The sequence below is a fragment of the Schumannella sp. GW821-FHT10F01 genome, assembly GCF_058809295.1.
The window spans coordinates 166,802-188,889 of the sequence record NZ_JBXASM010000005.1; the positions used below are offsets into that span (position 1 = coordinate 166,802).

The 22,088-nt window shown below is 73.5% G+C and carries 27 protein-coding genes and 1 tRNA gene; 14 read left to right on the forward strand and 14 right to left on the reverse strand.

Annotated elements, in window-relative coordinates:
* Nucleotides 1-1,086 (reverse strand): polyprenyl synthetase family protein, encoded by a 1,086-nt coding sequence (locus tag AC1RSJ_RS08110; protein ID WP_493117851.1) that lies wholly within the window; start codon nucleotides 1,084-1,086, stop codon nucleotides 1-3.
* 85 nt (nucleotides 1,087-1,171) lie between these two features.
* Entirely contained in the window at nucleotides 1,172-1,981 is an 810-nt protein-coding gene (locus AC1RSJ_RS08115; protein WP_493117852.1) for a hypothetical protein, read from the reverse strand.
* 55 nt (nucleotides 1,982-2,036) lie between these two features.
* Here AC1RSJ_RS08115 and idi point away from each other — a divergent pair, with 55 nt between their 5' ends.
* Nucleotides 2,037-2,621, forward strand: a complete 585-nt coding sequence (gene idi, locus AC1RSJ_RS08120) for an isopentenyl-diphosphate Delta-isomerase (RefSeq protein WP_493117853.1) — start codon at nucleotides 2,037-2,039, stop codon at nucleotides 2,619-2,621.
* A gap of 2 nt (nucleotides 2,622-2,623) precedes the next feature.
* Nucleotides 2,624-3,040: a hypothetical protein gene (locus AC1RSJ_RS08125; RefSeq protein ID WP_493117854.1), complete on the forward strand. Its 417-nt coding sequence runs from the start codon at nucleotides 2,624-2,626 to the stop codon at nucleotides 3,038-3,040.
* Nucleotides 3,041-3,045: 5 nt separating this feature from the next.
* On the opposite strand, the gene AC1RSJ_RS08130 is transcribed toward AC1RSJ_RS08125, so the two are convergent.
* From AC1RSJ_RS08130 to dcd, 5 genes are all read right to left on the reverse strand, one after another.
* Entirely contained in the window at nucleotides 3,046-4,239 is a 1,194-nt protein-coding gene (locus tag AC1RSJ_RS08130; protein ID WP_493117855.1) for a hypothetical protein, read from the reverse strand.
* A gap of 68 nt (nucleotides 4,240-4,307) precedes the next feature.
* Nucleotides 4,308-4,643 carry a hypothetical protein gene (locus AC1RSJ_RS08135; protein ID WP_493117856.1) on the reverse strand — a complete coding sequence of 112 codons (336 nt, stop codon included), beginning with the start codon at nucleotides 4,641-4,643 and terminating at the stop codon, nucleotides 4,308-4,310.
* Between the two features lie 66 nt (nucleotides 4,644-4,709).
* Nucleotides 4,710-5,801 (reverse strand): serine/threonine-protein kinase, encoded by a 1,092-nt coding sequence (locus tag AC1RSJ_RS08140; RefSeq protein WP_493117857.1) that lies wholly within the window; start codon nucleotides 5,799-5,801, stop codon nucleotides 4,710-4,712.
* Between the two features lie 343 nt (nucleotides 5,802-6,144).
* Nucleotides 6,145-6,735, reverse strand: coding sequence for a GNAT family N-acetyltransferase (locus AC1RSJ_RS08145; RefSeq protein ID WP_493117858.1), 591 nt, complete (start codon nucleotides 6,733-6,735; stop codon nucleotides 6,145-6,147).
* Between the two features lie 10 nt (nucleotides 6,736-6,745).
* Nucleotides 6,746-7,351: a dCTP deaminase gene (dcd, locus tag AC1RSJ_RS08150; RefSeq protein ID WP_493117859.1), complete on the reverse strand. Its 606-nt coding sequence runs from the start codon at nucleotides 7,349-7,351 to the stop codon at nucleotides 6,746-6,748.
* A gap of 46 nt (nucleotides 7,352-7,397) precedes the next feature.
* Between dcd and AC1RSJ_RS08155 the strand changes: the two genes are divergently transcribed.
* Together AC1RSJ_RS08155 and AC1RSJ_RS08160 are read left to right on the forward strand one after the other, a co-directional pair.
* Nucleotides 7,398-7,688 carry a DUF4287 domain-containing protein gene (locus AC1RSJ_RS08155; RefSeq protein WP_493117860.1) on the forward strand — a complete coding sequence of 97 codons (291 nt, stop codon included), beginning with the start codon at nucleotides 7,398-7,400 and terminating at the stop codon, nucleotides 7,686-7,688.
* Between the two features lie 38 nt (nucleotides 7,689-7,726).
* A tRNA-Gly gene (locus AC1RSJ_RS08160) sits at nucleotides 7,727-7,797 on the forward strand.
* 43 nt (nucleotides 7,798-7,840) lie between these two features.
* Here AC1RSJ_RS08160 and AC1RSJ_RS08165 read toward each other — a convergent pair.
* Complete coding sequence (locus AC1RSJ_RS08165; protein ID WP_493117861.1) at nucleotides 7,841-8,197, reverse strand: MerR family transcriptional regulator; 357 nt, start codon at nucleotides 8,195-8,197, stop codon at nucleotides 7,841-7,843.
* 136 nt (nucleotides 8,198-8,333) lie between these two features.
* On the opposite strand from AC1RSJ_RS08165, the gene AC1RSJ_RS08170 reads away from it, so the two are divergent.
* Nucleotides 8,334-9,539 carry an MFS transporter gene (locus AC1RSJ_RS08170; RefSeq protein ID WP_493117862.1) on the forward strand — a complete coding sequence of 402 codons (1,206 nt, stop codon included), beginning with the start codon at nucleotides 8,334-8,336 and terminating at the stop codon, nucleotides 9,537-9,539.
* A gap of 220 nt (nucleotides 9,540-9,759) precedes the next feature.
* On the opposite strand, the gene AC1RSJ_RS08175 is transcribed toward AC1RSJ_RS08170, so the two are convergent.
* On the reverse strand, nucleotides 9,760-10,644 hold the full coding sequence (locus tag AC1RSJ_RS08175; RefSeq protein WP_493117863.1) for an alpha/beta fold hydrolase: 885 nt from the start codon (nucleotides 10,642-10,644) through the stop codon (nucleotides 9,760-9,762).
* 112 nt (nucleotides 10,645-10,756) lie between these two features.
* On the opposite strand from AC1RSJ_RS08175, the gene AC1RSJ_RS08180 reads away from it, so the two are divergent.
* Nucleotides 10,757-11,326, forward strand: a complete 570-nt coding sequence (locus AC1RSJ_RS08180; RefSeq protein ID WP_493117864.1) for a TetR/AcrR family transcriptional regulator — start codon at nucleotides 10,757-10,759, stop codon at nucleotides 11,324-11,326.
* Between the two features lie 115 nt (nucleotides 11,327-11,441).
* Complete coding sequence (locus AC1RSJ_RS08185) at nucleotides 11,442-12,482, forward strand: LacI family DNA-binding transcriptional regulator (RefSeq protein WP_493117865.1); 1,041 nt, start codon at nucleotides 11,442-11,444, stop codon at nucleotides 12,480-12,482.
* Here the strand turns inward: AC1RSJ_RS08185 and AC1RSJ_RS08190 are convergent.
* The gene (locus AC1RSJ_RS08190; protein ID WP_493117866.1) at nucleotides 12,479-13,612 is read right to left on the reverse strand and encodes a Gfo/Idh/MocA family protein; all 1,134 of its coding nucleotides are present in this window, start codon (nucleotides 13,610-13,612) and stop codon (nucleotides 12,479-12,481) included. The two genes, AC1RSJ_RS08185 and AC1RSJ_RS08190, sit on opposite strands and share 4 nt — an antisense overlap.
* Before the next feature lie 73 nt (nucleotides 13,613-13,685).
* On the opposite strand from AC1RSJ_RS08190, the gene AC1RSJ_RS08195 reads away from it, so the two are divergent.
* The 5 genes from AC1RSJ_RS08195 to AC1RSJ_RS08215 all read left to right on the forward strand — a co-directional run bounded on the left by AC1RSJ_RS08195 (nucleotide 13,686) and on the right by AC1RSJ_RS08215 (nucleotide 17,988).
* Nucleotides 13,686-14,303, forward strand: a complete 618-nt coding sequence (locus AC1RSJ_RS08195; RefSeq protein ID WP_493117867.1) for a TetR-like C-terminal domain-containing protein — start codon at nucleotides 13,686-13,688, stop codon at nucleotides 14,301-14,303.
* Nucleotides 14,300-15,454 carry an SGNH/GDSL hydrolase family protein gene (locus tag AC1RSJ_RS08200; RefSeq protein ID WP_493117868.1) on the forward strand — a complete coding sequence of 385 codons (1,155 nt, stop codon included), beginning with the start codon at nucleotides 14,300-14,302 and terminating at the stop codon, nucleotides 15,452-15,454. The genes AC1RSJ_RS08195 and AC1RSJ_RS08200 overlap by 4 nt, the downstream gene beginning before the upstream one ends.
* Before the next feature lie 105 nt (nucleotides 15,455-15,559).
* Nucleotides 15,560-16,267 (forward strand): RraA family protein, encoded by a 708-nt coding sequence (locus tag AC1RSJ_RS08205; protein WP_493117869.1) that lies wholly within the window; start codon nucleotides 15,560-15,562, stop codon nucleotides 16,265-16,267.
* A gap of 111 nt (nucleotides 16,268-16,378) precedes the next feature.
* The gene (locus tag AC1RSJ_RS08210) at nucleotides 16,379-16,714 is read left to right on the forward strand and encodes a YciI family protein (RefSeq protein ID WP_493117870.1); all 336 of its coding nucleotides are present in this window, start codon (nucleotides 16,379-16,381) and stop codon (nucleotides 16,712-16,714) included.
* The gene (locus tag AC1RSJ_RS08215) at nucleotides 16,711-17,988 is read left to right on the forward strand and encodes an RNA polymerase sigma factor (protein ID WP_493117871.1); all 1,278 of its coding nucleotides are present in this window, start codon (nucleotides 16,711-16,713) and stop codon (nucleotides 17,986-17,988) included. Before AC1RSJ_RS08210 ends, AC1RSJ_RS08215 begins: the two co-directional genes overlap by 4 nt.
* A gap of 22 nt (nucleotides 17,989-18,010) precedes the next feature.
* On the opposite strand, the gene AC1RSJ_RS08220 is transcribed toward AC1RSJ_RS08215, so the two are convergent.
* On the reverse strand, nucleotides 18,011-18,802 hold the full coding sequence (locus AC1RSJ_RS08220) for a nucleotidyltransferase domain-containing protein (protein ID WP_493117872.1): 792 nt from the start codon (nucleotides 18,800-18,802) through the stop codon (nucleotides 18,011-18,013).
* Nucleotides 18,799-18,921, reverse strand: a complete 123-nt coding sequence (locus AC1RSJ_RS08225; protein ID WP_493117873.1) for a hypothetical protein — start codon at nucleotides 18,919-18,921, stop codon at nucleotides 18,799-18,801. The genes AC1RSJ_RS08220 and AC1RSJ_RS08225 overlap by 4 nt, the downstream gene beginning before the upstream one ends.
* A 67-nt stretch (nucleotides 18,922-18,988) precedes the next feature.
* On the opposite strand from AC1RSJ_RS08225, the gene AC1RSJ_RS08230 reads away from it, so the two are divergent.
* Both AC1RSJ_RS08230 and AC1RSJ_RS08235 read left to right on the forward strand, forming a co-directional pair.
* Nucleotides 18,989-19,678, forward strand: a complete 690-nt coding sequence (locus AC1RSJ_RS08230; protein WP_493117874.1) for a hypothetical protein — start codon at nucleotides 18,989-18,991, stop codon at nucleotides 19,676-19,678.
* 103 nt (nucleotides 19,679-19,781) lie between these two features.
* A complete protein-coding gene (locus AC1RSJ_RS08235; protein ID WP_493117875.1) occupies nucleotides 19,782-20,807 on the forward strand; it encodes a Gfo/Idh/MocA family protein in 1,026 nt (341 codons plus the stop codon).
* On the opposite strand, the gene AC1RSJ_RS08240 is transcribed toward AC1RSJ_RS08235, so the two are convergent.
* On the reverse strand, nucleotides 20,794-21,405 hold the full coding sequence (locus AC1RSJ_RS08240; protein ID WP_493117876.1) for a ribonuclease FAU-1 family protein: 612 nt from the start codon (nucleotides 21,403-21,405) through the stop codon (nucleotides 20,794-20,796). The two genes, AC1RSJ_RS08235 and AC1RSJ_RS08240, sit on opposite strands and share 14 nt — an antisense overlap.
* Nucleotides 21,402-22,088, reverse strand: a complete 687-nt coding sequence (locus AC1RSJ_RS08245) for a class I SAM-dependent methyltransferase (RefSeq protein WP_493117877.1) — start codon at nucleotides 22,086-22,088, stop codon at nucleotides 21,402-21,404. The genes AC1RSJ_RS08240 and AC1RSJ_RS08245 overlap by 4 nt, the downstream gene beginning before the upstream one ends.

Sequence of the window (22,088 nt, forward strand, 5' to 3'; positions counted from 1 at the left end):
CTACCTCACCCGGCTCAGCACGGCGGCGGCGACCGGATGCAGCTCGTCCCGGAGCGCGACCGGCACGTGCGGCTCGACGAGGCGAGCGAGGGCGCGGTTCGCGTAGTAGCGGGCGAGACCCTCGGCGAAGCCCTTCGCGCCGCTCTCGACGAGCACCGCGCGGATGCGGGCGGCCGCCTCGTCGTCGAGCTGGGGAGTGCCGAACACGCCGGCCACCGACGACCACTCCGCCGTCGAGGTCGCGTACGAGATGAGCACGGTGCGCTTGCCCTCGCGGAGGTCGCCGATCGTGGTCTTGCCGGTCTCCTCCTCGGTGCCGAACACCCCGAGCAGGTCGTCGACGATCTGGTACGCGATGCCGATCTCGCGGCCGAAGTCGGCGAGCGTGCCGACGGTCTCGCTCGGCGCGCCGGCCAGGATCGCCCCGGCCTGCAGCGGGCACTCGAAGCTGTACACGGCCGTCTTGAGCCGCTCCATGCTGAGGATGTCGTCGACGAGCGGCACCGCGTCGCCCTCGCTGAAGCCGACGTCAAACAGCTCGCCGGCCGCGCTCGCGAACAGCGCGTCGTCCATCACGTCGAGCAGCCGGGCGCGCACGTCGTCGGCCGCACCGCTCCGGTCGATGAGCCGGTAGGCGCCCATGAGCGCCAGGTCGCCGGCGATGAGCGCGGCGCTGATGCCGCGGTGCTCCGCGTCGTCGGAGGTCGCACCGGCCGCGAGCGCGCGGTCGCGGTAGGCGCCGGAGATGTTCGGGGCGCCGCGGCGCACGAAGTCACGGTCGATCACGTCGTCGTGCACGATGAGCGCGGTGTGGAGCAGCTCGAAGGCCGCGCCGACGTTGGCGGCGGCCTCCAGGTCGCCGCCGCCGAGCGCGGTGTACGCGGCCATGACCATCCGCGGGCGGAACCGCTTGCCGCCGGTCGCACTCGCCTCGAGCTCGTCCCACAGCGCCACGTAGTCCGGGCCGAGCGCCTCGGCCCGTCGACGCGCCAGCGCGAACCAGCGGTCGAGCACGGCGTCGACCTGGCCGCGCCGCTCGCCGTCGACGCGCTCCTCGAGCGGGACGGACGAGTCGGGGGCGCTCATGCCTCGAGACTAGCGACGGGGTACAGCCCTGTCCCCTGCCTCTCGGCGGCTGCGCGGTTTCCCGGCCGCTCCGCCTCCGCGGTGCTCAGATCGCCCACTCGACGCGCCAGAGGGCGAGGAGGTCCTGGTAGGGCTCGAGACGCAGGGTGTTCTGCTCGGTGGTGAGGTCTCGGCGCCACGACGGACCCGCGGGGAGATGCCGGTGCGACTCCAGCTCGTTGAGCAGCACGATCATCGCCGCCTCCTCGTCGGGGAACTCGCGCGGGCGGCCGTCGGCGTCGGCCAGGGGATGCCAGGTGCCGCGGTCACCGCCCCGCTCCACCACGACCCGGCCGTCGCGCCGGCCGGGCGCGGCGTGCACGTCGTAGCCGAACTCCCGTCCCGCGCCGTGCTGCACGAAGCCGCCGCCCCAGTCGCCGACGCCGTAGACCCGCCCGGCGAGCTCCCGCAGCTGCTCGACCCCGAAGCGCGGGGGCACTCCGGCCGGCGCCACGCGCGGGCGCGCGATCGGATGCTCGGCCAGCCAGGCCTCGAGCGTCGGCCGCACCGCGAGGCGCTCGGCACGTCCGGCCGGATCGGTCGCGGGATGCCGCCGCCGCCATCCCGCGAGCGCCCCGGCGGCGGCCGCCCGGCGCAGCTCGTCGAGCACCCGCTCGAGCGCCGCGGACTCATCGGGCAGGCGGAGCGGACCGCCCTCGGCGCCGCGCGCCTCGGGGCAGCCGCCGTCGTCGTCGCCCAGCCGCACGGTCCAGCCGTCCGGTGCGCCCGGGTCGTCGGCCGGTGCGGCGGCGAGGCCCGCGTCATGCCAGGCGCCCGCGGTCACGAGGAGGGAGGCCTGGTGGCCGGTCAGGTCGTGCTCGGCGGCTGCCTGCCTGCGCGCCTCCTCCAGATCCACGATCGCGACTCTACGGCGGCGCGGCGTGCCGGGCCCGCGCGGCTAGCCTGGCCGCATGACCGACACGCTCGCCACCGCGACGCACGCCGCCGCGGAGGTGGTCGTGCTGCTCGACGAGACCGGCGCCCCGATCGGCACCGCTGACAAGGCGACCGTGCACACCACGGAGACCCCGCTGCATCTGGCCTTCTCCTGCCACCTGATCGGGCCCGACGGCCGCGTGCTGGTGACCCGTCGCGCGCTGGGCAAGCGGGCGTTCGGCGGGGTCTGGTCGAACGCGTTCTGCGGGCATCCCGCGCCCGGCGAGGCGATCGACGAGGCCGTCGTCCGCCGCGCGCGGCGTGAGCTCGGTGTGGAGGTGACCGCGCTCGAGGTCGTGCTGCCCGACTTCCGCTACCGCGCGGCCGACGCCGGCGGCATCGTCGAGAACGAGATCTGCCCGGTCTTCCGCGCGCGCATCACCGGCGATCCGCATCCGGCCGCCGACGAGGTGGACGACTGGCGCTGGGTCGAGCCGGAGGCGCTCCGCCGGTCGGTCGAGGCGGCGCCGTTCGCCTGGAGCCCCTGGCTCGGTATGCAGCTCGCGCAGTGGCCCGCCGGCGACTGGCCGGGAGTTCCCCGGTCCGACGGGCCGCACTGATCGTGGCCCTGTTCCGTCGTCGCGAGGCGGACGCCCCCGCGCGTCCGTGGTGCGAGGTGCACGACCCGGTGCGCGTGATGGTGCCGCACTTCCGCGATCCGGTCGAGGTGCTCGACCTCGGCGCGACGGTCGCCGAACTCCTGGAGCGGGAGGCCGCGGGCACGATGCGACTGGTGCGGGCCGACTGCCCGACGGCGGAGCTGCTCCCGCTCGCGGCCGACGAGGCCCTGTACACGTTCGCCCTCGTGCACGAGTGCGGGCGCTGCGGCGCGCTCATGAAGCTCGCGGTCGCCGTGCGCAGCAGCTATCCGCTCTGGAATGAGATCTCCCGCGACGACCTCGAGGCGATCCTGTTCCACGACTGGCCGCACCTGGTCGACGAGCTGCCCGGGCTGCCGATCCGCCTGCAGCACACCTGACGGAGCTAGCGGCGGGGCGGCGGGTTCATCGTCATGGTCGACGGATCCCAGGTGTAGCCCTTGTCGAGCAGCTCCAGGTACTCCTTGTGCAGCGCGCGGCCCGGGTCGATGTTCACCGGGTCGTGACTGAAGTCGATCGGGATGCGGTCACGGGTGGCCGAGTCGAGGAACGGCCGGTTGAACAGCTCGAACATGTCGTCGTCGGTGACGCCGTGGCGGGCCGTGTAGTCGCCCCAGGTGGCGCCCATGTCGAAGTAGCGGTGGTCGGTGCCGGCCCGCATGTTGTACGAGCTCGGGGCCGGTCCGCCGGTCGCGGGGTCGCGCACGTAGCTGCCGAGGATGCCCCGATCGGCGTCGGTGTTGTGCTGGCTGTCCTTGAGCCGCTGCTTCCAGTCGCGGTAGGGCACCGTCTTGCCGTCGGTCCGGCCGGGGACCGACTTCTTGTTCAGCAGCACCTCGTCGAACACCTTCTTGAGGCGCTTGAGGATGTCGTCGGCCTTGTCGAGCAGCGAGCGGAGGCTCTTGACCGACTTCAGCAGGTCGGTCAGCTTCGTGCCGATCTTGGTCACGAGCGCCGAGACGCGGGTGGAGACCTGCTCGATGATCCAGGGCGTCGCGAGGCCGAGCGAGAAGACCGCCTCCGCCGCCCAGGAGATCGCGGAGCCGACGATCTGGGCGATCGCGTCGCGGACGAGGTCGTGCACGACCTGCACGATCGTCGACGCGATGCCGAGGCCCGTCGAGAACGCGGAGGCCATGCCGCCCGCCGCCTCGATGTGCTGGCCGGCCTCCTGCTGGAAGCGCCGGTACGCGTCCATCGTCTCGCCCGCCTGCGACTCGAGGTCGCCGACGATGCTCGACAGCTCCTGCCCGGACTGCGCCAGCTGCTGGGCGATGTTGGCCCAGGTCTGCGAGAACGCCTGCACCTCGCCGGCGTCGCCGGTGAGGTCGTTGAGCCAGCCCTTGAGCGGCTCGAGGTGGTCCATCAGCCAGCCGAGTCCGGCGGCGATGAGCGATCCGAGCGGGTCGGACACGGTGGCCACGGTGTCGATCGCGGCCGAGAACGCCGCCATGCCGCCGGCCACCCAGTCGCCGGACTGGATCGCCGAGACGAGGTCGGCACCGTCCTCGACGATGCCCGCGCCGCTGAACGGGGTCGCCGTGTCGACCGGCGCCGCGACCAGCGGGTTGTCACTCATGAGTGTGAGAGTAACCCACGTTTTATCTCCGGGCCAACCCGGAGCTCACCCGGCGCGTCCGGGCGGGCTCAGCCGATCTCGGCGAGCCGGTGCAGCCCGCTGCGGAGGATCGCGTCGAGCAGCGCGCCGGCCACGGCCGGCTGCTGGTCGGGGGCTCCGGCGGGGGCGCTGCTCTCGGCGAGCACCAGCACGTCATCGCCGTCGTCGACCGCGACGACGGCCTTGTTGGTCTCCGGCGACGTCTCCACGCGGGCGATGACGGTCATGCGCGGGCGGCTGCCGGCCGCCGGCAGCACCACCTGGCGCGTCAGCGCCGGGAAGGCGTCGTCGACCACGTCGACCCGCGTCTCGTCGCTCTCCGCCGACTCGAGCAGGCGGGCCGCGTCATCCGGAGCATCGCTCATGAGACGAGCCTACCGTCGGGCCCGGCCCGCCGGAACGGGGCCGGCCACCGGCCGCGGCGCGAAGGATCAGTGCGCGCCGAGCAGGTAGCCGAGCGCGAAGCTGCCGATGCAGGCCGCGACCGCGAGCACGACCGCGGCGCCGGAGATCATCTGGAAGCGCCGGCGCCGACGGGCGAGCGTACGGAACGCCGCCTTGCGGTGGGCGCGCGCCTCCCGCGAGCGGCGGCCGTGGCCGGTGAGGGCGGGCGAGGGCGCGCCGCCGAGCACCGCGGCCACCTCGGCGGCCGACGGACGCTGCGACGGATCGCGCGAGGTCATCGCGCCGAGCAGCTCGCGCCACTCGTCCGGGAGCTCGTCGGGGATGTCGGGATCGCGGTTGACGCGCGCGACGGCCGACTCGACGACGGTGCCGGGGAACTCCTGCACGCCCGTGAGCGCCTCGAGCAGCACGAGGCCCAGGGAGTAGACGTCGCTCGAGACCCCGACCGGGCGGCCCGAGACCTGCTCAGGGCTGAGGTACGCAGCCGTGCCGAGGATCGTGCCGTCGGAGGTGAGCCGGTTGCCGTCGATGAACTGGGCGATGCCGAAGTCGCCGAGCTTCGCGGTGCGGCGGAAGCCGTGGTCGCCGGCCGGGCCGATGAGCACGTTCGCGGGCTTCACGTCGCGGTGGATGACGCTGCGCGAGTGGATGTACGCGAGCGCATCCGCGATCTGCGCGCCGATCGACGCGACCTCGTGCGCCGCGAGCGAGGTCTCGTCCGCGAGGCGGTTCTCCAGCGACGCGTCGGAGACGAGCTCCATGACGAGGAACCGGCGCACCGTGCCGTCGAAGTTCTGCCGGCCGGCGTCGAAGATGTTGATGAGCCCGGGGTGCGCGAGCGTGCTCAGCATCCGGATCTCGCGCTCCTGGCGCACGAGGTCGTCGGCGAGCGTCGACTCGGCGCGGAACACCTTCAAGGCGACGTCGCGGCCGAGCACGGTGTCGCGGGCGCGGTAGACGCTGCCCGAACCGCCGGAGCCGAGCGCGTCGATGAGCTGATAGCGGCCGGCGACGAGGCCGGCCGTCGTGGGCTGGGCGTGCAGACCCGCCGCGGAGTTCGCTGCCGAACCGGGAGCGCCCGGCGGCGGATTCGACGGGGTCGCAGACGCGGTGCTCATGGATCAGTCCTGCTCTTTCGCCGCAGCGTGCGAGGGAGGGAGCTGCTGGCGACGTACCTCCGGGCCCGGTCCGATCGCGGGTCGAGCCGGTGGAGATCCGGCAGGAACGCGAGGTGCTGTGAACCGGGCGCGCGGCGGGGGCCGATAGCGCCGTTGCCGGCACTGTAGCCGACGGTCGCGACATCCCACCGGGTGCGGACAGGCGACTCCCAGGGCGGCTCCGGGGTGGCACGGACGGGTGCGTCCAGGCGGCATCCGAGCCACGTCGAGTCGCTCCCCCGGCGGCGGAGGGGCGGCGGTCGGGTCGCGGTCGGGTGCCGATCGGCCCGCAATCGGGCGGCGCTCAGCCGAACGCGATCAGCGCGTCGGCGAGGGGCGCGTCGAGGGGCCGGTCGGCGAGCAGGAGCCGCGTCGCCGGGCCGCCGTCGGGCGACCGGTTGTCGTCGCTCGCCGGGCCGCGGCGCAGCTCCGTGAGCCCGGCCTTCTCGAGCACGCGGGTCGAGGCCGGGTTGTGGAGCAGCACGCGTCCGATCACCGGATCGCCGGGATGTGCGGCCTGCACCTCGGCGACGGCGGCGAGCGCCGCCTCCGTCGCCAGTCCCTGGCCGTGCACTCGCGCGGCGAGCCGGAAGCCGAGGTTCCACAGCAGCCGTCCGCCGAAGTAGAAGGGCATGACGCCGCAGGTGCCGAGCAGCTCGCCCGTGGCGAGCTCGCCCGCGCCGGACTCCACGGGCCCTCGCACCGCCCGCAGGCCGAGCCCGCCCCGCTCCCACGCCCGGTCGATGGCCGCGAGGAGGTCCTCGGTCTGCTCGAGCGACCCGTGCACGCCGGGTGGATCGTGTCGCCAGACGGCGGGATCCGACTGGATGGCGTGCAGCGCGGGCAGATCGGCCGGCGCCAGCCGGTCCAGCAGCAGCCGCTCGGTGACGAGCACCGCCGCGGCGCTACTCGCCGGGGGCGCCGGCGTCGGTCGAGCGGACATCGACGCGGTGGAAGCTCTGCCACGAGCGCGAGGCGGTCGGGCCGCGCTGCCCCTGGTAGCGGTTGCCGTAGGGGCCGGAGCCGTAGGGGTTCTCGACCGGCGAGCTGGTGCGGAAGAAGCAGAGCTGCCCGATCTTCATCCCCGGCCACAGCTTGATCGGCAGGGTCGCGACGTTGCTGAGCTCCAGCGTGACGTGGCCGGAGAAGCCGGGGTCGACGAAGCCGGCCGTCGAGTGGGTCAGCAGCCCGAGTCGTCCGAGGCTCGACTTGCCCTCGAGCCGGGCCGCGACGTCGTCCGGCAGCGACACCAGCTCGAACGTCGACCCGAGCACGAACTCGCCCGGATGCAGGATGAACGGCTCGTCCGGCTTCGTCTCGATCAGCCGGGTCAGCTCGGCCTGCTCCTCGGCCGGGTCGATGAACGGGTACTTGTGGTTGTCGAAGAGCCGGAAGAAGCGGTCGAGCCGCACGTCGACGCTCGACGGCTGCACCATCGCCGGGTCGAAGGGCGTCAGGCCCACGCGTCCGCTCGCGAGCTCCGCGCGGATATCCCGGTCACTCAGCAGCATGCGACGACCCTATCGGGGCGCTTCCGGACTGCGGCACACTGGCCCCATGTCCTTCCAGGCGTACCTCGACGCGGTCGAGACGAAGACCGGCAAGACCCCGCGCGCCCTCCTCGAGGAGGCCGAGGCGAAGGGCTTCGGACCCGGCACGAAGGCGGGCGAGATCCTCGCCTGGCTCAAGGACGACTACGACCTCGGGCGCGGCCACGGGATGGCGATGGTGCACGTCATCACGAAGGGCCCGACGATCTCGGCCAAGCACGTCGACAGCGGCACGACGCACTCGGACCCGAGCGACACCCTCTGGCTCGACGGGAAGGCCACGAATCCGGCCGGGTGAGGTCGGCTATCATCGCAGGGCGGCCCCGGGCCGCGCACGCGGATGTAGTTCAATGGCAGAACTTCAGCTTCCCAAGCTGATAGCGCGGGTTCGATTCCCGTCATCCGCTCTTCAGAGCAGGTCGCACCGGTCGCTGCGCTCGATCCACTCGGTCAGGCGGCGCTGACGAGGGCGCTGAGGTACTCGTCGAGGGCGCGCTTGTTCTTGGCGAGGAACGCGATCCTCTCCTCCATGCGGTCCCGTTCGTGCTCGATCCGGCTGACGAAGTCCGGATCGGGGTAGCAGACGTTGGCGGCCTCGGCGATGCAGGGCAGCACGTCGCGGATGATCTCCGTGGTCAGCCCGGCGTCGAGGAGCCCACGGATCTGCTGGACCCGGACGACGCTGGGTTCGTCGTAGTCGCGGTAGCCGTTGTCTTGACGGCGCGGCCGGAGCAGGCCCTGCTCCTCGTAGTAGCGCAGCAGACGGGTCGAGACGCCGGTGCGGTCCGACAGTTCCTTGATCCTCATCCGGCCCTCCGGGAACTCGCGCTTGCATTCACACTGATGTCAAGGTTAGACGATCTTCTCCGGTCCCGCGCCGCGGTGCACCACCACGGATCCGGGCGGCCAGAGCCGTCCCGCCAGACGGAAGAAGAACACGCACATGACCACCACCCAGGACGTCGTCTCGGGTACCCGCGCACCGGAGCGGCTGCCGATCGCGGCGCTGATCGCCCTGTTCACCGCGGGCTTCATCACCACCCTCACCGAGGCGCTCCCCGCGGGCGTGCTCCCGCAGATGAGCCGGGCGCTGGGCGTCTCCGAGTCCGCCACCGGGCAGACGGTGACCATCTACGCCATCGCCACGCTGCTCACCGCCATCCCCGTGTCGCTGGCCACCAGCTCCTGGCCCCGACGCCGCCTGCTGATCGTGGCGCTCGGCGGATTCCTCATCGCCAACCTCGTCACCGCCATCTCGCTGAACTACGTCCTCACGATGGTCGCCCGGTTCCTCGCCGGCGCCGCCTCCGGAGTCACCTGGAGCATCCTCGGCGGGTACGCGCAGAAGCTCGTCGGCGACGAGCTGAAGGGTCGCGCGATGGCGTTCGCCTTCGCCGGCACTCCGGTCGCGCTGTCGCTCGGCGTGCCGGTGGGCGCGTTCCTCGGGCAGACCATCGGCTGGCAGCTGACCTTCGGGCTGGTGACGGCGCTCTCCGGTCTGCTGATCCTCTGGACGCTGTGGAAGCTCCCGAACCGCCCCGGGCAGATGGCCACGGAACGGCTCCCGCTCCACGGGCTGCTGCGGCTGAAGGGCCTGCGCACGATCCTCATCGTCACCGGGATCTACGTGCTCGCGCACACGATCCTCTACACGTACGTCGCGCCGGTGCTCGCCGGTGTCGGCCTCGGGGATCAGATCCAGTGGATCCTGCTCGACTTCGGCATCGCCTCGATCGTCAGCGTCTGGCTCACCGGCCTGTGGGTCGATCGGCACCACCGCAAGCTCGCCCTGGCGAGCACGATCTTCTTCGCGGTCGCGGCGGTTGCACTCACGGTGGCCTCGTCGAGCCCGGTCGTCGACTACGTGGCCGTCGCCGCCTGGGGCCTCGCGTTCGGCGGGGCGGCGACGATCTTCCAGTCCGCGCTGATGTCCGCCTCCCGTGAGCACGCCGATGCGGCACAGCCGCTCATGGTGACGATGTGGAACGCCGGCATCGCCCTCGGCGGAATCATCGGCGGGATCCTGCTGGCCGGCATCGGCAGCGAGTCGCTCATGGTGGCCGTCGCCGCACTGGTGCTCGTCACCGTCGTCGTGGTGATCTTCGCCCGCCGGCACGCGTTCCCCGGCTACGGGCGACGCGGGCTCTGACGCCGGTACGCCACGGGGCAGGCCGCGCAAGATCAGCGCGGCCTGCCCGCCTATCGAGAGGAGAGGCGCACCGCATGCCGACTCCGTGGCGTGACGGCGTTCTCCACATCGCCGATGAGGGCCTTCCTGCACGAGTGACCTCTTCGTGGGCTGCCGACGACGACGACGGCCCGGCCGGCACGGGATCACCACACCGACCGGGCCGTCCCGGGGCTGACGGTCAGCCGATCTTCCGGGTGAGGAAGTCGTGGATGAGGGGGAACACCTCGGTCGCGCGGTCCTCCAGCAGGAAGTGACCGCTGTCGAACAGGTGGAACTCGATGTCCTTCACGTCCCGCTTGTACGGGTGCGCGCCGGCCCCGGGGAAGATGACGTCGTTCTCGCCCCACACGATGAGCGTCGGCGGCTGCTTCGCCCGCAGCCACGACTGCACGGCCGGGTACAGGGCCGGGTTGGTGCCGTAGTCGAGGAAGTAGTCCAGCTGGATCTCGTCGTTGCCCGGGCGGTCGAGCTGCGCCTGGTCGGCGATCCAGTTGTCGGGCGAGATCCGATCGGCGAACGCCATGCCGTCCGTGTACTGGAAGCGGGTGGTGTCGATCGTGAGCAGGCCGCGCAGCGCGTCCCGGTTGGCGGAGGCGTTGTCGTTCCAGTACGCCTTGATCGGCTCCCAGAACTTGTTGTCGAGGCCCTCGTCGTAGGCGTTGCCGTTCTGCACGATCAGCGCCGTGATGGCGTCGGGGTCGGCCAGCGCGAGCCGCCAGGCGGTCGGTGCGCCGTAGTCGAACACGTTGACGGCGTAGCGGGTGATGCCGAGCTTCTTGAGCAGCTTGCGGACCGCGTCGGCGGCGTTGTCGAAGGTGTAGTCGAACTCCGTGTGCGCCGGCGCTGCGCTCTGACCGTAGCCGGGGAGGTCGGGGGCGATGACGTGGAACCGGTCGGCGAGGTAGGGGATGAGGTTGCGGAACATGTGCGACGAGGTGGGGAAGCCGTGCAGCAGCAGCACGACCGGCGCGTCGGCCGGGCCGGCCTCGCGGTAGAACATCTCGAATCCGTCGAGATCGGGGGTCTTGTACTCCACGACGGGGTACTCGGGGGCGGTGGACATCGTGCGACTCCTTGTGAGATGGCGGTGACGGCACCGTCGTCGGCGTCGCCATCGCGAGCATACATACCTCTAGGTAGGTACAAGACCTGGAGGTAGGTCTAGGCTGAACGTCGTGGACAGCAGGCAGAAGATCGTGGACGCGGCGAAGGGGATGTTCTGGCGTCACGGCTACTCGACGACCAGCCCCCGGCAGGTCATGACGGACTCCGGGGTCGGGCAGGGCAGCTTCTACCATCACTTCCCGACCAAGCCCGCGCTCGGACGCGAGGTCATCGACGCCAACGGCAGTGATCTCCTCGACGTGATCCGCTCCTCGATGGACGGTCGGCGTACCGGTCGCGACCGCCTCGCCGCGTTCCTCGCGACGACCGACGACGCCCTCGCCGGGTGCCGCATCGGCGGCTTCGCCTACGACGCCGGCGTGCTCGCCGAACCCGACCTCCGCGCTGCACTTCGCGAGGCGTTCATCCACGTCGTCGAGCTCGTGGAGGACGCCGTCCGCGTCGGGCAGCAGGACGGATCCGTCCTACCCGGCCTGGACCCGAGAGCGACAGCCGAGGCGCTGGTCGCCGTCGTGGAGGGCTCATTCGTCACCGCGCGGGCGATGGGCGAGCAGACCATCGCCGACGGGGCCGCGGCCGGCGTGCTCGCCCTGCTCGCCCCATCCTCCGAGCACGAATAGGGCCGCAGACCCGCGAGGTCCGTCAGCGACACCGCGGGCCCGCGCGACGTGTCAACCTCGCTCGGTTCGAGAACTCGCCTCGGCGCACGACCCGCCGGAGGCGCAGAATCGAGCCGTGTCAGAGCCCGCTCCGCCCACGATCCGCGCGGTCGCGGAGGATGCGGGCGTCTCCATCGGGACGGTGTCGCACGTGCTGAACAGCCCCGAGCGCGTGAAGCCGGCGACACTCGCGCGGGTGCAGGCGAGCATCGAGCGGCTGGGCTTCATCCGCAGCGAGGGAGCGCGGTCGCTCCGCGGCTCGACCGAGGGCGTCGGGCTGATCGTGCCCGACATCGTGAACCGGCTCTTCATCGACATGGCCCGCGGCGCGCAGATCGCGGCGGAGCGGTCGGGCCTGAGCCTGGTGCTCGCGAACTCCGTGTTCAGCCTCGCCGCCTCCACGGCCGACCCCTCGGCGATCGATCAGGAGGAGCGGTTCCTGCGCTACTTCGCCGAGACGCGATCCCGCGGCCTGATCCTCGCAACCATGCGCGACCCGGCGGAGCGCGTGGCCGGCATCCGCGCGCACGTGCGGCCGCTCGTCGTCGTCAACTGGCACGCGGCGGACCAGGACTGGTGCACCGTGCTCATGGACAACGAGCTCGCCGGCCGGCTGGCGGTCGAGCACCTCGTCGACGTGCGCGCGGAGCGGATCGTCTTCGTCTCGACGGGGGACATCGCCCAGCCGATCGCCGAGCGGCGCCGCGGCGTGCGGACCACGGCGGAGCGCCTGGGCGTCGAGCTCGTCGAGATCGAGGCCGACGGACTCTCCTCGGCGGCCGGCCGGTCGGCGGCCGACGCCCTGCTCCGACGGCACGACGGCCGGTCGCTCGGCGTGGTCGGCGTGACCGACGCGCTCGCGCTCGGCATCCTCCAGACGCTGCGGCACCGCACCGATCTCGAGGTGCCGAGGGATGTCGCGATCGTCGGCCTCGACGGCAATCACGACGGCGAGGAGGCCGACTGGATGCCGCTCACCGCCATCCGCCAGCCCGGCTTCGAGATGGGCGCCGAGTCGATCCGCCTGCTCGCGGACGAGGTGCGCAGCGGGCATCGGCACACCACGACGGTCGCGCCCGTCGACCTGGCGGTGCGGGCCAGCTCGGCGCGCCGCTAGCGCGCGCTCCCGCCGACCCCCGCCGCGCTCCCCCAGCCGCGCAGCACCTCGCGCACGTCGTCCCGCCGCTCGTCGGCGATCGCGCGCTCGTAGGCGGCGTCGATCAGCTCGCGGATGTCGACGCGGACGCCGCTGTCGGCCGACCGCACCGCCGCCTCCACCATGGCGAGGCTCAGGATGTTGCGGTGCACCTCGCCGTCCGGCGTCGCGCCCGACCGGAGCGCCGCGACGAACTCGGCCAGCGAGCCGGAGATCTCCGGCGCCAGGTGCGGCAGATCCCCGGGCACGGCGACGGGCGATCCGTCGGCGCGTTCCGCGGTCGGCGGGGTGTCGCCGTCCCAGATGGCGGTGCCGCCGGTCATGCCGACGCGCCAGTGGCCGTTCCAGCTCGTCTCGGCTCCTGGCACGCACCAGCTGCCGGAGTAGACGAAGCGGGCGCCGTCGGCGAATGCGAACACGGCCGACGCGGCGGCGTCCCCGCGGTACCAGCTGCCGGCGGGGTTGAACGACTCGCAGTAGACCGAGACCGGGTCCGAATCGAGCAGCACGCGCACGCTGTCGAAGGGGTGGATCGCCATGTCGAGCAGCAGCGGATGCGGCATCTCCTCGCGGAAGCCGCCGAAGTGCGGCGCTGTCGCGAAGGTGTGCGTGATGATGCCGACCTCGCCGAGCTCGCGCGTGAGCGCCCGCAGCTCGACGAGCTGGTCGTTGTAGCGGCGCGACTGGCTCACCATGAACAGCTCGCCGGTGAGCTCGGAGGCGGCCGCCAGCGAGAGGGCCTCGGCGACGTCGACCGCGACGGGCTTCTCGCCGAGCACCGGCAGGCCGAGGAGGAGCGCCTCGGTCGTCACCGGGTGGTGCGCCCGCGGGACCGTCACGTCGATGACGGCCTGGGCTCCGGTCGACGCCGCGAGCTCCGCGAGCGAGGCGGAGGTCGGCACGTCGGCACCGGTGAGCTCCGCGACGAGCGCGGCGCCGGCGGCGGCCGTGTCGGGCGCGAGATCGACGATGCCGACGAGCTCGACCTCCGGCGACGCCGCGATCGCGTGCAGCCAGGCCCGGCCCATCCCGCCGGCGCCGACCTGGATGACGCGGAGCGGATCGGAGGACGCGACGACGCGGTGGGCCATGGGTCAACGCTAGAGGGACCATCCGGATCCTCATTGCGTTCGGTCCTACCCTAATGCCTGTAGGATGACGGTCATGGCCAGGATCACGCTCACGCCCGCGACCGTCGTCGCGCGCGCCGCCGACCTCGCCGACGCCCGCGGCTCGGTCGACGTCTCGCTGTCGGAGACCGCCCGCGCGCTCGGCGTGCAGACGCCGAGCCTCTACACGCACGTGCGCGACGTGGAGGCGCTCCGCGACGGGATCGCCGCGCTGGCGCTGACCGAGCTCGTCGCGCGCGTGGCGGACGCGATCGCCGGTCGCTCGGGACGCGACGCGCTCGCCGCCTTCGCCGAGGCGCACCGCGAGTACGCGCGGAGCCGGCCCGGCCGCTGGGACGCGCTGCAGCGTCCGACCGGCGACGCCGTCGCCGCGGTGCCGGCCGCCCGCGAGATCGGCGCGCTCAACGCCGCGGTGCTCCGCGGCTACGCCGTGCCCGACGACCAGCACGTGCACGCCGTGCGCCTGCTCGGCAGCACGCTGAACGGCTTCCTCGCGCTCGAGCGCGCGGGCGCGTTCCGGCACAGCAGCCCGGACGCCGACGCGTCATGGCCGCGGATCGTCGACGCGCTCGACGCGCTGCTGCGCGCCTGGCCCGCGGCACCCGCCGACGACACCTCCGCCCCGACCGCCGTCCAGGAGCCCGCCCGATGATCACGACCTCCGCCGCCGACCTCGCGCCGCTGCTCCGCGGCCACACAGAGTTGGAGACGACCCCGCGCGGACTGCGCCCGCATCGCCTGCCGGACCACGTGCGCTCGCGTTTCCCCGACGGCCACCTGCTGCTCATGGAGTCCCAGCCGTCGGGCGTGCGGCTCGTGCTCACCACGACCGCGCGGCGGATCGAGCTCGACCTGCAGCCGAACCGGCTCGCCTACCGTGGCGCCGAGCGCGCCCGCGGACGGGTGGACGCCGTCGTCGACGGCGAGCTCGTCGCCAGCGATCCGCTCACCGGGGGCGACGCGATCGAGATGGACCTGCAGACGGGGCTGAGCGAGTTCAGGCCCGGTCCCGCCCACACGACGGTCGTCGACGGGCTGCCCGCCGGCGAGACGGTCGTCGAGCTCTGGCTGCCGCACAACGAGTCGGTCGAGCTGCTCGCGCTGCGCAGCGACGCCCCGATCGGGCCCGCACCCGAAACCGGCTCCCGCGTCTGGCTGCACCACGGCAGCTCCATCAGCCACGGCTCGAACGCGACCTCGCCGACCCGCATCTGGCCGGCGGTGGCCGCCCGGCGTGCGGGCGTCGAGCTGCGCAACCTGGGCCTCGGCGGCAACGCCCTCGTCGATCCGTTCACGGCGCGGGTCATGCGCGACGCCCCGGCCGACGTCATCAGCGTGAAGCTCGGCATCAACATCGTGAACCTCGACGGCATGCGCCGCCGCACACTGGTGCCCGCGGTGCACGGCTTCCTCGACACCATCCGCGACGGGCATCCGGAGACCCCGCTGCTGCTCGTCTCGCCGATCTTCTGCGGCATCCACGAGGACACCCCCGGGCCCGGCGCGGTCGACCCGGCCACGCTCGGCACCGACGCCGTGCGCTTCATCGCGACCGGGACGCCCGGGGACACCGCGATCGGACGTCTCACGCTGCGCGTGGTCCGCGACGCGCTCCGCGAGGTGATCGACCACCGGGCCGACGACCCGCACCTCGCCTACCTCGACGGCACCGAGCTGTACGGCGAGGCGGATGCGGCGGAGCATCCGCTGCCGGATGCGCTGCACCCCGATACGGACACGCACCGGATCATCGGCGAGCGGTTCGCCGACCGGGTGCTCGCGGCCGGCGGCCCGCTGGGCTGAGGTCGGGCGAGGCTCGGCGCCGTTGTCGGAACCGCACGGGAACGCGGCCGGATCCTGTGCCCGCACCCGCTCGGCCCCGCCGCGCCGGGCGGGCAGGCTGGCTCCATGACGACCGCCCCCGACCCGATCCGCGCGTTCGACCAGCTGACGACCCCGCACGTCGCGGATGCCTGCGTGCGACTCGGCGTCGCGGTGCGCTGCGCGCCCGCCGGCATCCGCCCGCTGCGGTCCGGCGCCCACCTCGCCGGCCGGGCACGGCCCGCTCGGCACACGGGCAGCGTCGACGTGTTCCTCGAGGCGCTCGAGCGGTCGGCGCCCGGCGAGATCCTCGTCGTCGACGACGCGGGCCGTGACGACCGCGCCTGCGTCGGCGACCTCGCGGCACTCGAGGTGCAGTCGGCCGGGCTCGCGGGCATCGTGATCTGGGGCCTCCACCGCGACACCGCCGACCTGCTGCGGATCGGCCTCCCGCTCTTCAGCGCCGGCGCGATCCCGACCGGACCGCTCAGCGTCGAGCCGCAGCCCGACGACGCGCTCGAGCGAGCCCGGGTGGGCGAGCACGTGGTCACGGCCGACGATCTCGTGCTCGCCGACGACGACGGCGTGCTGTTCGTGCCGGCGGACCGCGCCGCCGAGATCGCGGCGCTCGCGGCCGGCATCCGCGACACCGAGCGCGCCCAGGCCGAGCGGATGCACGCCGGCACGAGCCTGCGCGAGCAGGTGCGGTTCCCCGAGTACCTGGCCGCCCGCGACGCTGAGGGGATCGGCTTCCGGGAGCACCTGCGCCGGGTCGGCGGCGCGATCGAGGAGTAGGCCGACCGACGGCGCCGGAGAGAAAGTTCCCGCGGGGTGTCCTGATCGGCGGCGGTGCGGCGTCATCCTGGTGAGACGGCGAGCGTCGCCGCTCACGAGAGGGAGTGGAACATGCAGTACGTGCTGTTCGTCTGCACCGACCCGGCCGCGGAGCCGTACGACGCCGCGCAGGACAACATCGAGGAGTGGTTCGGAGACCTGGAGTCGCGGGGCAAGCACCTCGCCGGCGACCGGCTGCGGCCGATCGAGGACGCGACCACCGTGCGCGTGCGCGGCGGCGAGCGCCTCGTCACCGACGGCCCGTTCGCCGAGACCCGCGAGTGGATCGCGGGCTTCGACCTCATCGAGGCGGACGACCTCGACGAGGCGATCGACATCGCCGCGCGGCATCCGATGGCGCGGTTCGGCCGCATCGAGGTGCGTCCGGTCTGGCCCTTCGAGGGGTGAACCCGCGGCGGTCGGATGCCGCGGCCGCCCTCGCGGGGGCGGTCGCGGCCGACCACGCCCGCATCATCGGCGCGGTCATCGCGACCGTGCGCGACTGGCAGGTCGCGGAGGACGCGCTGCAGGACGCCTGCGAGCGCGCGCTCGTCGCCTGGGAGCGCGACGGCATCCCGTCGAACCCGGCGGCCTGGCTCGTGACGACCGCACGGCGGCGCGGCATCGACCTGCTGCGCCGCGCGGACGGCCGCGACGCCACCGCGCACCGGTACGGCGAGGCCGTGGAGCGCGGGATGCTCGACCGCGATCCCGAGGAGACGGGACTGACCGACGACCTGGCCCTCGACGACGACCGGCTCCGTCTGCTGCTGACCTGCGTGCACCCGGCGCTCCCGATCGAGAGCCGGGTCGCCCTGACCCTGCGCACCGTGCTCGGGCTGGCGCCGGCCGACATCGCGCGACTGTTCCTCACCGGAACTGCGGCGATGGAGAAGCGGCTCGTGCGGGCGCGGGCGAAGATCGCGCACGCCGGCATCCCGTACCGCGTGCCCGGGCCGGCCGAGTTGCCCGCGCGAGTCGACGCCGCGCTCGGCGTCGTCTACCTGCTCTTCACGAGCGGGTACGCCGACCCGGCGCGCGGCGAGCTCATGGGGGAGGCGCTCCGGCTCGGCCGTCTGCTGCACGAGGTGCTGCCGACTGGATCGGCCGGGGCGCGGGAGACGTCCGGGCTGCTCGCGCTGATGGCCGTGCAGCACGCGCGGCGGGCTGCGCGCTTCGACGCGGCGGGGGCCGCCGTGCTGCTCGACGCGCAGGACCGGAGCCGCTGGGATCGCGTCGCGATCGCTGAGGCCGAGCAGCGCGTCGCCGAGGCGACCCAGGCGGCCGCGCACCTGCGCGAGCCCGTCGGGGCGTACACGCTGCAGGCGGCGATCGCGCTCGAGCACACCCGCCCCGAGCACCCGGACGACACCGACTGGATGCGGATCGCGGCGCTCCACGCGCTGCTGGCCCGGGTGGCGGGGAGTCCGGCGCAGCGCATCGCGTGGGCGATCGCGGCCGGACGCGCGGACGGGCCGGAGGCCGGTCTCCGCCTCCTCGACACGGTCGACGGCGCCGACGACCTCCACCTGCTGCAGGCAGCCCGGGCAGATCTGCTCGAGCGCGCGGAGCGTCGCGACGAGGCGCGTGCGGCATACGTCGCCGCGGCCGAGCTGGCGCCGACGGAGGCGGAGCGCACCGCGCTGGAGGCCCGCGCTCGGATGCTCGGCTCCGAGCGCTGAGGCGCCGCCGGCGCTCCGGCGCTCAGCCCTCTTCGCGCGCCGCCGCGAGGACGGAGCGCCCGAGCTCCCGCACCCGGTCTACAGCCTCCGACAGGGCCGCCGGGTCGGCACCGGCGGGGATCGCGGCGACGATCCCGTCCGCCTCGTGCATGCCGCCGAGCGCCAGGAGCGTCTTGTCGTTCGTCACCCAGACACCCCGTGTGGCTGCGATCGCATGGGCGTACTCGGCGGCGCCGACCGCGAGCAGCCCGAGTGCCGTCGTCACCCGCCCCCGCCGTGCATGCGCCTCGGCCGCGTAGCCGAGGCTCAGCTCGGCGCGTCCGGCCCAGCCCTCGCCCGCCGCCCGGCGGAGTGCCGTCGGGTACTCCGGCGTCGGCAGCTCGCCGACGAGCACGCGGTTCTGCGCGAGCTCCGCGAGCAGGAGGTAGGTGGGGATGCCGGCGACGTGGAACATCAGCGGCTCGATCCGCCACCTGCCTGCCCGCGCCTCGGCGAGCTCGTGCTCGATCACCGCTGTGCTGCGCCAGAGCAGGTCGACCTTCGTGCCGTCGAGATCGAGCCAGGCGCCGCCGTCGAAGACGCCGCCGCCCCACTCCCCCAGCTCCGTCACCGTGCCGCGGTGGCCGAGCGCACGGACGTCCGACGGATCGAAGCCGACCTCGTAGTAGACGCCGAGGTCCCAGTCGCTGTCGTCCGTCGCGGTGCCGGCCGCGCGAGACCCGCCGAGCGCGACAGCGACGACGTGCGGCACGGCCGCGAGCTGCGCGACCAGGTCCGCGACGGCGGGCGGGAGTTCCGGCTGCACGGCGCTCACTCCCCGATCCGCCGGACCTCGTCGGGCGTGAGCAGCACGCGGGTGCCGTCGGGGTGTGCGACGAGCGCGGCCGCCGGATCGCGGGCGTCGATGCCGACCATGATCACCTGGAGATCCATGCTCCGATGCTCGCACTCCCCGGTGACACCGCCGCCGGCGCTCCGACGGCCCGGTAGCGTCGACCGGATGACGGACTGGCAGCACGCGATGGTCATGCACCTCCGCGAGATCGTCCCGCCAGGCTCGAGCGTCTGGCCCTCCGGCTCGGCCTCCGCAGGGACGACGGACGGCTGGAGCGATCTCGACGCGGAGCTCGCGCTCGCCGACGACCTCGCCGTGGACTCGCTCGACGGCAGCCAGCTCTGGGCGTGGACCATCGCGGAGGACGGCGACGCGCAGGTCGTGCGCCTCGTCACGGCGGACGGCCGGCGTGTCGATCTGCGCATCACGGGCGGGCGGATGCTGCTCCCGGATCCGCCTCCCGACCGCTCGGCGCGCTTCGACCTCGCCCTGGCCGCGAGCCGCTTCGGGCGCGGCGACGCGCTGATCGGCTCCCACCTGCTGCTCGGCGTCCTCCGGGCGGCGCTCGTCACGGCCATGCAGCTGCGCGACCGGGCTGCCGGGACGGCGCATCACCGCGCCGGCGCGCCCGACGACGCTCGGCGTGCCGCGAGCGTCGCGGAGATCGCGGCGATGCCGGGCGACGTCGAGGTCCGCCCGCATCCGACCGAGCTCGCCGGCGCGCTGCTGTCCGAGTGGCGACGGGAGCTCCACCCGGCCGCGGCCGGACCCGATGCCGCGGGCGACTGGTCCGGCCTCTCCGCCGTGCTCGATCGCGGCACGGCGGCGGGGGCGCCGACTCCACCGACGGCATGACCGATTCCCGGCCGTCCCGCGTGATCCTGATCGGCACCGCGTGCGTCGACGACCGGCAGGTCCGTCCGGCATCCGACGGCCGCGCCTGCCTAGGCTTGACCGCATGACGCTGCGCATCATCCAGGTCGGACTCGGCGGCTGGGGCCGCAACTGGGGCGAGATGCTCCGCACCGCACCCGAGCTGGTGGAGGTGGTGGCCTCGGTCGAGCTCATCCCGGCGCTGCGCACCCAGTTCGAGACCGAGCTCGGGAAGGCCGCGGGTCCGCTCTACGACGACCTCGCGACCGCGCTCGCCGAGCACCCGGAGGCGGAGGCCGTGATCGTCACGACCGCCGTCGAGGCGCACCTGCCCGTCGCCCGCGAGGCGATCGCGGCGGGCAAGCACGTGCTCGTGGAGAAGCCGTTCGGCCCGACGCCGGAGGAGGCCGCCGAGGTGGCGCAGGCCGCCGCCGACGCCGGGCTGCTGCTCGCGGTGAGCCAGAACTACCGCTGGTACCCGGCGCCCCTCGCCGTGAAGCAGCTGCTCGACTCGGGCGAGTTCGGGCCCGTCGGCGCGGTCACCCTGCACTTCCGCCGCTGGGACAACGACGCGCCGGTCGAGGGCAACAAGCACTACGCGCTGCGGCATCCGCTGCTCGTCGACATGTCGGTGCACCACTTCGACCTCATGCGCATGCTGTTCGGCGACGCCGAGCAGGTGTTCTGCAGCGCCTCGAACCCGCCGTGGAGCAACTACCGCGAGTACGCGGAGGCCGCGGCCGTCGTCCGCTTCGGCGCGGGCGTCACCGTGGACTACTCGGGCAGCTGGGTCAGCCCGGCGCCGAGCACGCCGTGGGCCGGCTACTGGACGATCGAGTGCGCCGAGGGCGTCATCGAGTTCCGGTCGCGGGAGGACGACAACCCGGCGCTCGACAAGGCCTGGGTCACGCCGCGCGGCGGCCGCCGTCGCGCGCTGAAGCTCCCCGACGTGCGCTACACGGACCGCCTCGGCTCGGTCGCCGAGCTCGCGCGGGCCATCGCTGCGGGCGACGAGCCCTCGATCTCCGGCCGCGACAACCTCGGCACGCTGAAGCTCATGGATGCCGCGGTCACCTCCGCCGAGAGCGGGGTCGCCGTCACGCTCGGCTGAGCTCCGTCTCCGGCAGCCTGAGCGGCCCCCAGGTCGCGGGCGGCTCGAACCCGCGCCAGTCGCCGATCCGCTCCAGCCAGGCCGCCGGATCCGCCGCGATCGCCTCGCCGGCGCGGCGCGCGGCCGCGAGATCAGCGGGCCGCAGATACGGCGTGCCGACCGCCGCATCCGACTCGTCCTCGTCCTTCCAGGTCGGGCGCAGGTCCGGGTCGATCACGAGGTCGAGGTGCCAGTCCACAGTCTCGAGCACGTCGCCGTCGCGGCGCTTCGGCGCCTCGAGGTTCACGTACCAGTTCGCAAACGAGCCGTCTGCGTGCCGGAAGTGGATCGCCTGCCACGGCTCGGCGAGCGGGATCACCCGGAGAACCCCCTCGCCGGACCAGGTGCGCCGTGCCGTGCCGAGGTCGCCGAGGAACCGCCGATCGAGCGGGATGCCGCGCGGGTCGGTGCCGTCGGCCGCCGCCCAGTAGAGGATCTCGGTACCGGGCGCCAGCCATCCGACCACGGTCGCGCCGTCGTCCTCGACGACGTGCAGCGGCATCGACGCCTGGAGCCGTCCGTCGGGATACCGGTACCGCAGCAGGACCGTCGCGCTCATGGCGCGACCCACACCGCGCGGTAGCGCCAGAACAGCGTCGGGCGGATCCGGGTGCCCGGCAGCTCCTCCGCGAGGGCGGCGCGCACCTCGTCGAGCGTCTCCGCCGCCGGCGCGGTCGGAGCGGTCATCCCCTCCGGCGGCGCGACCGCACGACGCGGATGCCGCAGCAGTCCGACGATCGGGTTCAGGGTCATCGACGCGACCTCGCGGGCGAGCCCGGCCCGTCCGCCCGTCGCGCGGTCCTCGTCGTCGGCCACCCCGACGATCAGGAGCCGTCCGCCCGGCGCGATCATGCCGCGCAGCGCGCGCAGGGTCGGCCGCAGCGGCAGGTGGTGCAGCGAGGCCACGAGCACGACGAGGTCGAACGGGCCGTCCGGCACCGTCGCATCGCCGAACGCCGACTGGACGATGCGGGCGCCGCGCACGTCGCGGACCGTCCGCCGTGCGAGCGCGGCGGTGGCGGCATCCGGCTCCAAGCCGACCACGTCGGGGATAACGCCGGCGAGGCGGCGCACCAGCGTGCCGGTGCCGCAGCCGACATCGAGCGCCCGGCGGCCGCCGGCGCGGCGCACGATCCCGGCCTGCCGCAGGATCCAGCCCGCGTGCGCGTCGTTGTGCGACCACGGGTGCGCGGCGTTGACGCGGTCGAGCGCGCCGAGCACCCGGGAGACCAGCGGACCCAT